At 66.7% G+C, this 12,916-nt stretch carries 12 protein-coding genes; 8 read left to right on the forward strand and 4 right to left on the reverse strand.

Features of this window, described 5'->3' with window-relative positions; all coding sequences use genetic code 11:
- Positions 1-18 precede the first annotated feature (18 nt).
- The 3 genes from ahcY to metF all read left to right on the forward strand — a co-directional run bounded on the left by ahcY (position 19) and on the right by metF (position 2,797).
- Positions 19-1,437, forward strand: a complete 1,419-nt coding sequence (gene ahcY, locus WS45_RS10200; protein WP_059533465.1) for an adenosylhomocysteinase — start codon at positions 19-21, stop codon at positions 1,435-1,437.
- A 151-nt stretch (positions 1,438-1,588) separates the two neighbouring features.
- Positions 1,589-1,942 (forward strand): phage holin family protein, encoded by a 354-nt coding sequence (locus WS45_RS10205; RefSeq protein WP_006477367.1) that lies wholly within the window; start codon positions 1,589-1,591, stop codon positions 1,940-1,942.
- A gap of 24 nt (positions 1,943-1,966) precedes the next feature.
- Entirely contained in the window at positions 1,967-2,797 is an 831-nt protein-coding gene (metF, locus tag WS45_RS10210; RefSeq protein ID WP_059699664.1) for a methylenetetrahydrofolate reductase [NAD(P)H], read from the forward strand.
- 85 nt (positions 2,798-2,882) lie between these two features.
- Here the strand turns inward: metF and WS45_RS10215 are convergent, their stop codons facing one another.
- Together WS45_RS10215 and WS45_RS10220 are read right to left on the reverse strand one after the other, a co-directional pair.
- Positions 2,883-4,361, reverse strand: coding sequence for an amidase (locus WS45_RS10215; RefSeq protein ID WP_059699665.1), 1,479 nt, complete (start codon positions 4,359-4,361; stop codon positions 2,883-2,885).
- Between the two features lie 81 nt (positions 4,362-4,442).
- On the reverse strand, positions 4,443-5,135 hold the full coding sequence (locus tag WS45_RS10220; protein WP_059699668.1) for a dienelactone hydrolase family protein: 693 nt from the start codon (positions 5,133-5,135) through the stop codon (positions 4,443-4,445).
- Between the two features lie 269 nt (positions 5,136-5,404).
- On the opposite strand from WS45_RS10220, the gene WS45_RS10225 reads away from it, so the two are divergent.
- Together WS45_RS10225 and WS45_RS10230 are read left to right on the forward strand one after the other, a co-directional pair.
- Positions 5,405-6,484 (forward strand): NAD(P)H-dependent flavin oxidoreductase, encoded by a 1,080-nt coding sequence (locus tag WS45_RS10225; protein WP_059699670.1) that lies wholly within the window; start codon positions 5,405-5,407, stop codon positions 6,482-6,484.
- Positions 6,485-6,904: 420 nt separating this feature from the next.
- On the forward strand, positions 6,905-8,047 hold the full coding sequence (locus tag WS45_RS10230) for a branched-chain amino acid ABC transporter substrate-binding protein (RefSeq protein WP_059533457.1): 1,143 nt from the start codon (positions 6,905-6,907) through the stop codon (positions 8,045-8,047).
- A gap of 101 nt (positions 8,048-8,148) precedes the next feature.
- On the opposite strand, the gene WS45_RS10235 is transcribed toward WS45_RS10230, so the two are convergent.
- Positions 8,149-9,363: an MFS transporter gene (locus tag WS45_RS10235; RefSeq protein ID WP_059699671.1), complete on the reverse strand. Its 1,215-nt coding sequence runs from the start codon at positions 9,361-9,363 to the stop codon at positions 8,149-8,151.
- A gap of 274 nt (positions 9,364-9,637) precedes the next feature.
- On the opposite strand from WS45_RS10235, the gene WS45_RS10240 reads away from it, so the two are divergent.
- The 3 genes from WS45_RS10240 to WS45_RS10250 all read left to right on the forward strand — a co-directional run bounded on the left by WS45_RS10240 (position 9,638) and on the right by WS45_RS10250 (position 12,339).
- A complete protein-coding gene (locus WS45_RS10240) occupies positions 9,638-10,297 on the forward strand; it encodes a HugZ family pyridoxamine 5'-phosphate oxidase (RefSeq protein WP_059699674.1) in 660 nt (219 codons plus the stop codon).
- Positions 10,298-10,652: 355 nt separating this feature from the next.
- On the forward strand, positions 10,653-10,946 hold the full coding sequence (locus WS45_RS10245; RefSeq protein WP_006491875.1) for an H-NS histone family protein: 294 nt from the start codon (positions 10,653-10,655) through the stop codon (positions 10,944-10,946).
- Between the two features lie 235 nt (positions 10,947-11,181).
- Entirely contained in the window at positions 11,182-12,339 is a 1,158-nt protein-coding gene (locus tag WS45_RS10250) for a cation diffusion facilitator family transporter (RefSeq protein WP_059533450.1), read from the forward strand.
- A gap of 27 nt (positions 12,340-12,366) precedes the next feature.
- Here the strand turns inward: WS45_RS10250 and WS45_RS10255 are convergent, their stop codons facing one another.
- On the reverse strand, positions 12,367-12,837 hold the full coding sequence (locus WS45_RS10255; RefSeq protein ID WP_006477376.1) for an Lrp/AsnC family transcriptional regulator: 471 nt from the start codon (positions 12,835-12,837) through the stop codon (positions 12,367-12,369).
- Positions 12,838-12,916 lie beyond the last annotated feature (79 nt).

The following is a 12,916-nucleotide window of genomic DNA, read 5'->3' on the forward strand; positions in this document are numbered from 1 at the left end:
TTTAGAAAGGAGGGCGTGATGAACGCCATTATCGATTCGCAAGCTTCCAAGGATTACATCGTCGCCGACATGGCGCTTGCCGGCTGGGGCCGCAAGGAGCTGAACATCGCCGAGACCGAAATGCCGGGCCTCGTGCAGATCCGCGACGAATACAAGGCGCAGCAGCCGCTGAAGGGCGCGCGCATCGCAGGTTCGCTGCACATGACGATCCAGACCGGCGTGCTGATCGAGACGCTGAAGGCGCTCGGCGCCGATGTCCGCTGGGCGTCGTGCAACATCTTCTCGACGCAGGACCACGCCGCTGCCGCGATCGTCGAAGCCGGCACGCCGGTGTTCGCGTTCAAGGGCGAGTCGCTCGACGAATACTGGGAATTCTCGCACCGCATCTTCGAATGGCCGAACGGCGAATTCGCGAACATGATCCTGGACGACGGCGGCGACGCAACGCTGCTGCTGATCCTCGGCTCGAAGGCCGAGAAGGACCGTTCGGTGATCGCGAAGCCGACCAACGAGGAAGAAGTCGCGCTCTTCAAGTCGATCGCGAAGCACCTCGACGCCGATCCGACCTGGTACTCGACGCGCCTCGCGCACATCAAGGGCGTGACCGAAGAAACCACGACCGGCGTGCACCGCCTGTACCAGATGGAAAAGGACGGCCGCCTGCCGTTCCCGGCGTTCAACGTGAACGATTCGGTCACGAAGTCGAAGTTCGACAACCTGTACGGCTGCCGCGAGTCGCTCGTCGACGGCATCAAGCGCGCGACCGACGTGATGATCGCGGGCAAGGTCGCGGTCGTCGCGGGCTACGGCGACGTGGGCAAGGGCTGCGCGCAATCGCTGCGCGGCCTGGGCGCGACCGTGTGGGTCACCGAAATCGATCCGATCTGCGCGCTGCAGGCGGCGATGGAAGGCTACCGCGTCGTGACGATGGAATACGCGGCCGACAAGGCCGACATCTTCGTGACGGCGACCGGCAACTACCACGTGATCAACCACGATCACATGAAGGCGATGCGCCACAACGCGATCGTCTGCAACATCGGCCACTTCGACTCGGAAATCGACGTCGCGTCGACCCGCCAGTATCAGTGGGAAAACATCAAGCCGCAGGTCGACCACATCATCTTCCCGGACGGCAAGCGCGTGATCCTGCTGGCCGAAGGCCGCCTCGTGAACCTCGGCTGCGCGACCGGCCACCCGTCGTTCGTGATGTCGAACTCGTTCGCGAACCAGACGCTCGCGCAGATCGAACTCTTCACGCGCGGCGAACAGTACGAGAACAAGGTGTACGTGCTGCCGAAGCATCTCGATGAAAAGGTCGCGCGCCTGCACCTCGCGCGCATCGGCGCGAACCTGTCCGTGCTGTCGGACGAGCAGGCTTCGTACATCGGCGTGCAGAAGGACGGCCCGTTCAAGCCGAACCACTACCGCTACTGATGCACCGCCGCCGCCGCGCCGCGTTCATGCGCGGCGCGCGGCACGGTGCCGGACCGCCGGCCGCCGCGCCGTGTCCGCCGCCGCGCGGGCACGTGCGGCGGCCGGCGGCGGCCACTGACCGACCAGATCGACAACCGAACCGGAGCCCTCCATGAGCGTCATCCTCACCTGGGTCATCAACGCCCTCGCGCTGCTGATCATCACGTACCTCGTGCCGTCGATCCACATCAAGAGCTTCGGCACCGCGCTGATCATCGCGGTCGTGCTCGGCCTGATCAACACGGTGATCCGTCCGGTGCTGATCCTGCTGACGCTGCCGGTCACGATCGTCACGCTCGGGGTGTTCATCCTCGTCGTGAACGCGCTGTGCTTCTGGTTCGCGTCGTCGCTGCTGAAGGGGTTCGAGGTGTCGGGTTTCTGGTCGGCGTTCTTCGGTTCGATCCTGTACAGCATCGTGTCGTGGCTGCTGTCCGCGCTGATCTTCGGGCAGCGCGACATCGGCTGACGGCCGCGCCCATTCTTGCGAATCATGAAATCGATCGAACTCTCGTTTGAATTCTTCCCGCCGAAGACGGCGGACGGCGTCGAAAAGCTGCGCGCGACGCGTGCGCAGCTGCTGCCGCTGAAGCCGAAATTCGTCTCCGTGACGTTCGGCGCCGGCGGCTCGACGCAGCAGGGCACGCTCGATACCGTGCTCGACATGCAGAAGGACGGCCTCGAGGCCGCGCCGCACCTGTCGTGCATCGGCTCGTCGCGCGACAACCTGCGCGCGATCCTCGACCAGTACCGCTCGCACGGCATCCGGCATATCGTCGCGCTGCGCGGCGATCTGCCGTCGGGGATGGGCGAGGTCGGCGAGCTGCGCTATGCGTCCGAGCTCGTCAGCTTCATCCGCGCCGAGCATGGCGACTGGTTCCACATCGAAGTCGCCGGCTATCCGGAATACCACCCGCAATCGCGCTCGCCGAAGGCCGATCTCGAAAACTTCGCGCGCAAGGTGAAAGCCGGCGCGAATTCCGCGATCACGCAGTATTTCTTCAACGCCGACGCGTATTTCCGCTTCGTCGACGATGCGCGCAAGCTGGGTGTGGACGTGCCGATCGTGCCGGGCATCATGCCGATCACGAACTTCTCGCAGCTGATGCGCTTCTCGGAAATGTGCGGCGCGGAAGTGCCGCGCTGGGTCGCGCGCCGGCTCGAGAGCTTCGGCGACGATCGCGACGCGATCCGTGCGTTCGGCGCGGACGTCGTCACGAGCCTGTGCCAGCGCCTGATCGACGCGGGCGTGCCGGGTCTGCACTTCTATACGCTGAACGCGGCGACCGCGACGCGGACGATCTGCGAACGGCTCGCGATGTAAGCGTCATCGCGCGGTTGCATGCGCAAAAGCCTCGCCGGCAAAACCGGCGGGGCTTTTTTTTCACCGACGGCCGACGGCGCTGGCGTCAGCGCTGCGCCTGCATCAGCGGCGGACGCCGGTCGAACCACGGCCGCGCCTGTTCGAGCTGCCGCGCGAGCCGCAGCAGCAACGCCTCGTCGGTGTGACGCGCGACGAACTGCACGCCGATCGGCAGGCCGCGCGCGTTCCAGTAGAGCGGCACCGACATCGCCGGCTGGCCCGTCAGGTTGAACAGCTCGGTGCAGCCGGCCCACGCGAACGCCTTTTCCGATGCCTTCGCGAGCATTTCCCGCAGCAGCGGTTTCACCGGCAGCGCGCCGAGCAGCTTCATCTGCGCGGCTTCGAGCGGCGTCGGCTGCAGCTCGCCGATCTTGACCGGCGGCCCCGCGAGGGTCGCGCACAGGATCGCGTCGTAGCGCGACACGAGGCCCGAGACCTGCACGGTGAGCTGGCGCTGCCATTCGAGCACGTCCGGCAGGCGCGCGCGGGCGATGCGCCTGCCGACGACGGCCATCGCCCATGTCGCCGGTTCGAACTCCGCGCGCTTCGGCGTGCGCCCGGTCAGCGCGCGTGCGCCCAGCACCATCTCCTCGGCGATCGTCGCCCACAGCGTGAGAAAGGTTTCGGCCGCGCGTGCGTAGTCGATGTTCAGCGTCGCCGGCTCGACGTGATGGCCGAGCGATTCGACGAGCGCGGCCGCGTCGTCGAGCGCCGCGCGCGTGTCGTCGGAAAGCGCCGGCGCGAGCATCGGGTCGACGACGAGGCCGATCCGCAGCGGACCGGGCGGCGTGTCGAGCTCGCCCAGCAAGGTACCGGGCGCGCCGGGCGGCAGCGTCTGGCCGGTCGTCACGTCGAGCAGCAGCGCGCTGTCGCGCACGCTGCGCGACACCGCATGCTGAACCACCAGCTCGCCGTTCGACGGCGAGTCGACCAGCACCGGATTGCGGCTCGGCTTCAGCCCGAACAGCCCGCAGCACGACGCCGGAATCCGGATCGAGCCGCCGCCGTCCGACGCATGCGCGAGCGGCACGATGCCGGCCGCGACGGCCGCGGCCGCGCCGCCGCTCGAGCCGCCGGGCGTGTGATCGAGGTTCCACGGATTGCGGCACGCGCCGAACAGTTCGGGTTCGGTGTATGGCATCTGGCCGATTTCCGACGTGTTGGTCTTGCCGAACACGTTGAGCCCCGCCGCGCGGCTGCGCGCGATCACCGGCGAATCGTCGGCGGGGACGAAGTAGCGATAGTGGCGGCTGCCCATCGACAACGGCAGCCCGGCGACCGCCGCACCGAGATCCTTGACGAGATACGGGACGCCCGCGAACGGCGCATCGGTGCCGGTATCGACGGCCGATTCCGCCCGCTTGCGCGCATCGTCGTAGTCCTGCAGCACGATCGCGTTGATCGCGCCGTTCACCGCTTCGGCCTGGCCGATCGCGGCGTCCAGCAGTTCGCGCGGGCTCGCCTTGCGCTCGCGCACGAGTGCGGCGAGGCCGAGCGCGTCATGCGCGAGATAGTCCGAGTGCATCGCAGTCACCCCCGTTGTGACCCGTGGCGATGAAAGGAGGATAACGCGGGCCCGACGCGCCGGGCCCGCTGCCGGCCGCCGTTACGCGTGCTCGGCGAGGAACGTCAGCGTGCGGCCGTGCGCGAGCGCCGACGCGCGCTGGTTGTACGACGCGCGATCGGTGCAGTTGAAGCCGTGTTCGGCGCCCGGATACAAATGGAACGACGCGTTGTGGCGGCCCGCGAACGCGGCCTTCACCTGCTCGACGGCGTCGAGCGGGATTCCGTGGTCGTTCTCCGCGTAGTGGAACAGGATCGGCTGCGTGATCTTGCCGGCGAGGTCGAGCGCATTCTGGATGCCGCCGCCGTAATAGGCGACCGCCGCATCGACCTTGCCGGCCGCGGCCGCGCGATACGCGAGCTGGCCGCCGAAGCAGTAGCCGATCGCGGCGACCTTGCCGGCGGCTTCGGGGCGCGCGCGCAACGCGTCGGCGGCCGCGCCGATGTCCGCGATCGCGAGACCGACGTCGGTCTTCTTCATCAGTTCGATGCCCTTGTCGCGATCGGCGCCTTCGTAGGTCAGCTCGACGCGCGGCTGCGTGCGCCAGAACACGTCCGGCGCGAGCGCGACGAAGCCGTCGGCCGCGTATTGGTCGGCGACCGCGCGGATGTGCGCGTTCACGCCGAAGATCTCCTGGATGATGATGACGGCGGGGCCCTCGCCGCGCTTGGGCAGCGCGAGATAGCCGCCGAAGCTGTCGTTACCGGTCGGGATGTCGATCCATTGGGCAGTCACGTTGGAACTCCTGGCGAACGGGCGCGCGACATGCGCACCGCGGATGGAAAAAAGGCGGCCTAGTGTGCCACCAATCCCGTGGCGCTGCAGCGCGCAAGCGGCGCGCCTGCCGGGTGTGCACGCGTGTCGAATCCGCGTCTCGGACCTGCTTCTCGCGCAGCGATCGTTTCGATCTCGATTATTCATTTTTCGGCGCTGCGCCGCTTCGATAGAGTCGACGTATCGGCCTTTACAAAGCGCTTTCGCACATCGTCATCGAAGGATTCGCCATGCCAGCCCGTGCATTTTCCACTCCGTTTTCCGAACGCTTCGGCCTGCGCCTGCCGCTCGTGCAGGCGCCGATGGTCGGCGCGACCACGGCCGCGATGGTCGCGGCCGCATCCAATGCCGGCGCGCTCGGCAGTCTCGGCGCCGGCGCGTTCGAGCCGGATCGTCTCGCGACCGAAGTCGTCGCGATTCGCGCGGCGACCGCGCGTCCGTTCGCCGTGAACCTGTTCGTGTTGCCCGAGGCCGCGCCCGACGCGGCGACCGTCGCACGCGCGCTCGGCGCGATCGAGCCGTTGAACGCGACGCTCGGGCTGCCGCCGGGCACCGCGCCCGCGCGCTACGCGCCCGACTTCCGCGCGCAATTCGACGCGCTCGTCGCATTGCGCGTGCCGGTCGCGAGCTTCACGTTCGGCGTGCTCGACGCGGCCGACGTCGCGCGCCTGAAGGCCGCCGGCACCTACGTGATCGGCACCGCGACGCACGTCGCCGAAGGGCGCGCGTGGCAGGCGGCCGGCGCCGACGCGCTGTCCGCGCAGGGCGCCGAAGCGGGCGGCCATCGCGGGACCTTCATCGGCTCGGCCGACGATGCGCTGATCGGCACGCTCGCGCTGGTGCCGCAGCTCGTCGATGCGACCGGCCTGCCCGTGCTCGCCGCGGGCGGCATCATGGACGGCCGGGGGATCGCCGCCGCGCTCGCGCTCGGCGCGCAGGGCGCGCAGCTCGGCACCGCGTTCCTGACGTGTGCGGAAAGCGCGATCGCGGCGGACTGGAAAGCGCGACTGCTCGCGAGCGCCGATACGTCGACGCAGGTCACGCGCGCGATCACGGGCCGCCATGCGCGCGGATTGCGCAATACGCTGATGACGCGGCTCGGCGAACGCGTGGCCGACGTCGCGCCGTATCCGGTGCAGAACGCGCTGACCCAGCCGCTGCGCCAGGCCGCCGCGCGCGCGAACGACGGCGACTACCTGTCGCTGTGGGCCGGGCAGGGCGCGCCGCTCGCGCGACGGCGCGCGGCCGCGCTCACGACGTCGCAACTCGTCGACGCGCTCGACGCCGAATGGCGCGCAACGGCCGGCTGACCGGCTCGTATCGAAGCGAGAAAAGCGCGTGTTGTCACGCGCGTTTCATTCAATGATCCCGCGCACAAAATACCGAATCGAAATGACGCGGGAATGCTTTGAATCAACCTTTCATCCGGCCGTCCGAGATTAGCGGAAACCCTTATCCGGTGGGGCTCGCGGCGATATTCGAGCATTCATTCCAAAGCGCCCATATCGGTAGTGTTACCACTACCCCAAAAAAGTCCCACAAATTAATTTGATCACCTACACTTGCGCGCAAGTACGGGCGGGCGGCCGCTACAAGCGGCTGTTTCCCTACGTGCTTGAGGCCAAGTGCATGAACGATGCAACCGGCGAATCGTCCAGTGAATGCAAACACAGGGATGGCAGCGGGGCACCGGGCGATGGCGTTTATTGGGACCGAAACTGGAGACTTACATGAATATCAAGATGCAAAAGCTGTTGCCGATCACCGCAGCGGCGATGCTGTGCGCTGCAGCTGCAAGCAACGCGGCCGCCGATCAAGTCGTCAAGATCGGCCACGTCGCGCCCTTGACGGGCGGTATTGCACACCTGGGCAAGGACAACGAAAACGGCGCGCGTCTCGCAGTCGAGGAGATCAACGCCAAGGGTCTCACGGTCGGCGGCCAGAAGATCACGCTGCAACTCGACCCGCAGGATGACGCGGCCGACCCGCGCCAGGCCACGCAGGTTGCGCAGAAGCTCGTCGACGACAAGGTCGTCGCGGTGGTCGGCCACCTGAACTCGGGCACGTCGATCCCGGCTTCGAAGATCTACAGCGATGCGGGCATCGTGCAGATCTCGCCGTCGGCGACCAACCCGGCTTACACGCAGCAAGGCTTCAAGACCACGTATCGCGTGGTGGCGACCGATGCGCAGCAGGGCCCGGCACTCGCGAACTACGCGCATTCGAAGGGCATCAAGAGCGTCGCGGTGGTCGACGATTCGACCGCATACGGCCAGGGTCTCGCGAACGAGTTCGAGAAGAAGGCGAAGGCGCTCGGCCTGAAGGTGATGTCGCACGACGCGACGAACGACAAGGCGGTCGACTTCCGCGCGATTCTGACCAAGATCAAGGGCGAGAATCCGGACGCGATCATGTACGGCGGCATGGACGCCACCGGCGGCCCGTTCGCGAAACAGGCGAAGCAGCTCGGCCTGCGCGCGAAGATCTTCGCGGGCGACGGCGTGTGCACGGAAAAGCTGGCCGACCTGGCCGGCGACGCGACCGACAACGTCGTGTGCTCGGAAGCCGGTGCTTCGCTCGAGAAGATGGCGGGCGGCGGGGCGTTCAAGGCGAAGTACGAGAAGCGCTTCGGCCAGCCGATCCAGATCTACGCACCGTTCACGTACGACGCCGTGTACATCATCGTCGATGCGATGAAGCGTTCGAACTCGACGGATCCGGCGAAGATTCTCGCGGCGATGCCGGCGACGAACTACTCGGGCGTGATCGGCACGACGACCTTCGACTCGAAGGGCGACCTGCAGCACGGCGTGATCTCGCTGTACAACTACAAGAACGGCAAGAAGTCGCTGCTCGACGAAGTGAAGATGTAAGCTGAAAAGCGGCCGACAGAAGGGGTAAAGGCGCGCCTGCGGCAACGCAGGCGCGCTTTCTTTTTGGCGAATCCGCAGCGGGTGGCGGGCCCGCCGCGCGGTCAGATCTTCAGGTGCGCGAGCACCTTCGGCGCGACGGCCGCGACGAGCGCCGCACACAGCGCGACGACCGACAGGCCGACGGTCAGATTCACGGCCTGCGCGACCGCGCCGATCACGACCGGACCGAACAGCAGTCCGAAATACGCGAGCCCGGCCACGTGCGCGAGCCCTTCGGCCGCGTGGATGCCTTTCACGCGCGCGGCGGCGGCGAACAGCACGGGCATCATGTTCGCGAGGCCGAGGCCCATCAGCGTGAAGTCCGTCAGCACGGCGATCGGGTTCGGCAGCAGCAAAGCGCCGATCATCCCGGCGCACGCGAGCGACGCGCTCGCGAACACGAGCTGCGGCGCGCCGAAACGCGCGCGCACCGCGTCGCCCGCGAATCGCGCGACCGCCATCCCGCCGGAGAATGCTGCATAGGCCGCGCTCGCGAGCGCGGGGCTCGCCGCGACGACGTCGCGCATGTAGACCGTCGCCCAGTCGTACATCGCACCTTCGGCGATCAGCGCGATCAGCGCGATGCCGCCCAGCATCCACAGCGCGGGCGAGCGCCAGCGATTGCCGCCGCCGTGCGCGTGCTCGTGATGCGGCACGTGCGGCAGCACGGCCGGGCTCGCGACGAGCAGCACCGCCGCGCCGACGGCCGCCGCGAGCGCGAGATGCACGGCCGGCGCCATGCCGGCCGACAGCAGCGCGCCGCCGGCCGCCGCCCCCGACATCCCGCCGATGCTGAACATCCCGTGCAGCGACGACATGATCGGCTTGCCGAGCGCGATCTCGACCGCGCTCGCCTCCGCGTTCATCGCGACGTCGAGCGTCGCCATCGAGAAGCCGAACAGCGCGAGCACGACGAGCAGCATCCAGTAGTCGGGCACGACGAGGATCAGCGCCGCGCATGCGGACATCACGAGCCCGCCCGCGAGGCACGCGGTGCGCGAGCCGACGCGCGCGATCCAGCGCGCGATCGTCAGCATCGCGGCGATCGAGCCGCCCGCGACCGCGAACAGCGCGATCGACAGCAGCCCCGGGCTCAACGCGAACTTGTCGCGCACGGTCGGCACGTGCACGCCCCACGACGCGTACATCATGCCGGCGATGAAGAAGAGAGCCATCGTGGCCGTTCGTGCACGCTGGCGGACCGGCAAGGCCAGCAGGCGATGCGCGTCGGGCGGCGCGGCGAAGTCGGGCGAGGATCGGGAGGAGGTTTCGGACACGGAGCGCTCGTGAATGGACGATGCGCGGGCGCGTCGCGCCCGTCGGATGGGTCCGATTCTATCGAACCGCTTACGGTCTTGCCGGCGCGCTGGCCGTTCGGCCGATCACGCTTCGGCGCGCGCCGCTTGCGCGGGCCGCGTTGGCCATTCGGCGGATGCCCGGCGGGACGCCGCCGCGAGTAACATCGGTGCGCAGGCGGCGTGCCCGAAGCGTTCCAGTGCGGCGCGTCATCGCCACCGTTGCCGCCCAGGCTTTTCGACAGCAGGAGTCACCGTGAACATCGATCCCGCCCTTGCCCTGCACCTGCTGCACCGCTGCGCGCTCGGCACGCTCGCGACCCACGCGCGCGACCCGCAGGGCTTTCCTTATCCGACGGTCGTGCCGTTCGCGCCCGATGCACGTCATCGCCCGGTGATTCTCGTGAGCGGCCTTGCCGAACACACGCGCAACCTCATCGCGGATCCGCGCGCGGGATTCCTCGTCGTCGACGCGCCGGACGGCGACGTGCTGAACGCCGAGCGCGCAACGCTGCTCGGTCGCTTCGTGCCGCTCGGCGACGATCCGCATGTCGCCGCGCGCTACACGCGCTACGAGCCCGATGCCGGACGCTACCTCGCGCTCGGCGACTTCACGTTCTGGGCGCTCGACATCGAGCGGCTGCGCTACATCGGCGGATTCGGCCGGATGGGCTGGGTGGACGGCGCCGGCCTCGATGCGCTGCCGCCGCTCGGGTTCGACGACGAACGGGCGTTGTGGGATGCGTACGACTCGAGCGATGCGCGCCGCGACGGGCTCGACCTGCTCGGCGTCGATCGCCACGGCGCCGACTGGCGCTGCGACGGCCGCCGCGTGCGCACGCCCTTCGATTCGGTGCCGGGCGACGCCGGTGCGTTGCGCGAACGGTTGATTGCCTGCGCACGGGATGTGACGTGACGCCGCGGATACGGAGATGTCTGAATAGCGCCTCGCGCCGTACGATTTTCCCGAACTTGTCGTCGGATGAAAGCTTTGATTTTTCCGCATGCAGGGTAATTGCGTATATTGATAGGCCGATTACCCGATGAGTAATGTCCTAATCTCTATGCAAGCGCGTGAAAACTTGAGAAAAGGCCGCAGCCGGTCAAAATGACATGTGTAAATTACAATTGATCTCGGGATTTTCATGAATCTCGCTTCTATCAAATCTTTTTTGTGCTAATCTCTGCCTTCGAAAATCCGAGGCACAAATATTCCATGAATGGTGAGCCGGCTGCAGACCGGTGCCATTGGTCATATAGAAAGGGAAACTATGTCTTCTTACAAGGACCTGCTGGCCCAGCGGGAGAAGCTGGAGAAGCAAATCGAAGAAGCGAAGTCGCGCGAATACGCCGAAGTGCTGAATGACGTGAAGCAGAAAATTGCCGACTACGGCTTTTCGCTCGCCGAACTTGGCCTCAGCCGCGCGAAGGCAGGCAAGGTCGGTCGCCCGCGCGCAGGCGTGGCAGCCAAATACCGCGATCCGGAAACGGGCGCGACGTGGTCGGGCCGCGGCAAGCCGCCGCGCTGGATCGCCGGCAAGAACCGCGAACAGTTTGCGATTTAAACGATCGTTTAAGTCGACGTCTCAAAAAGAGCCGCGCATCCGCCAGGAGCGCGGCTTTTTGCATTCTGGAATAAGAATGTATGCACGTTGTCATGAAAATGTCAGAAACGGGCGTGAATGAAAATGCAACCCGTTCGCATAAGCGGTTGATTTGAATGGAAAATTTCATGTTAACGGAATGCCGCGCGCACTTCGTTTGATAGAATTCCGTATCCCAACCGATATCTCGTATTTCATGTCCACGTTTTCCGACGACGCGCAAAGCGCAGATAAGCACGCGGTCGCGCGCAAGAGCACCCTCGTCAGTATTGTGCTGAATGTGGTGCTTGCGACGTTTCAGATCGTCGTCGGCGTGGTTGCGCATTCGCAGGCATTGATTGCCGATGGCATCCATTCGATTTCCGATTTGATCTCGGATTTTGTCGTGCTGGTTGCGAATCGCCATAGTGGTGCATCGCCGGATGCCGATCACAATTACGGACACAGCCGTTATGAGACCGTCGCGTCGCTGTTTCTCGGCGCGATCCTGATCGCGGTCGGCATCGGCATGCTCTGGCGCGCCGGCGATCGTCTCGTCAATCTCGAAAACATCCCGGCCGTCCATTTTTCCGCGTTGATCGTCGCGCTGACCGTGCTCGTGTCGAAAGAGGCGCTGTTCCGCTACATGCTGCGCGAGGCACGGCGCGTGCGTTCGGCGATGCTCGTCGCGAACGCGTGGCATGCTCGCTCGGACGCCGCTTCGTCGCTCGTCGTCGCGATCGGCATCGTCGGCAGTCTCGCCGGCGTGCGGCTGCTCGACCCGATCGCCGCGGCGATCGTCGGTTTCATGGTCGCGCGCATGGGCTGGACGTTCGGCTACGACGCGCTTCAGGACCTGTCGGATCGCGCACTCGACACCGCCGACACGGCCGAGATCCGCGCGCTGCTCGAGGCGACGCCGGGCGTGCGCGACGTGCACGACCTGCGCACGCGCAAGATGGGCGATGCGGCGCTCGTCGACGCGCACATCCTCGTCGATCCGATGATCTCCGTCTCCGAAGGCCATTACATCGCGGAAACCGCGCGTGCGCGCGTGCTGCGCGACCCGCGCGTGCTCGACGCGCTGATCCACGTCGACCCGGAGAACGACACGGCGCGCCGTCCGGCGCTCGCGCTGCCGCCGCGTGCCGAGATCACGGCGCGGCTCGAGGCCGCGCTCGCGCAACGCGGGCTGCATCCGGCCGCGATCAATCTGCACTACTTGAGTACGGGGCTCGAGATCGACGTGACGCTGGACGCCGGCGCGGGCGATACCGACGCGGCGCTGGCCGGCCGGCTCGACGTCGACGCGTTGAAGCGGCAGTTCGGCGCGCGCCGGATCGGCTTCACGCGCGGGCTGCCCGCGCAGGCCTGAGCGGCACGGGCGACCGCGGGCCGCGCGTTACAGCGGCAGTTGCGTGTCGAACTTGATTTCGCGCAGCACGACGCTCGTGCGCACCTGCGACACGGCCGGGATCTTGAAGATCCGTTCGTGCAGGAAGACGTCGTAGGCCTTGATGTCGGGGGCAACGATCTTGAGGATGTAATCGGCCTCGCCCGTCGTGCTGTAGCACTCGGTGACTTCCGGGCAGGTCGCGATCTCGCGCTCGAACTGCTCGACGCCGCCTTCGTTGTGGCGGGTCAGGTGCACGTGCGCGAGCGCGCACACGTGCAGGCCGAGCTTCTCGCGATCGAGCAGCGCGGTGTAGCGCTGGATCACGCCGGACTGTTCCATGTCCTTGATGCGGCGCCAGCACGGCGTGCTCGACAGGCCGACCTGGTCGGAGATTTCCTGCACGGAACGGCGCGCGTCGAGCTGCAACAGGCGAAGGATTTTTTGCGAAAAGGAATCGAGCGTCACCTGCGCCTCCATGCGGCAGCTACAACACGCTGAATGTTAGAGGGCCGGGAAAGGAAAGGCAATCTGGCGGCGCGTCGCTGAGCGAGATTCG

The organism is Burkholderia sp. RF2-non_BP3 (genome assembly GCF_001522185.1).
Taxonomy (GTDB): domain Bacteria; phylum Pseudomonadota; class Gammaproteobacteria; order Burkholderiales; family Burkholderiaceae; genus Burkholderia; species Burkholderia diffusa.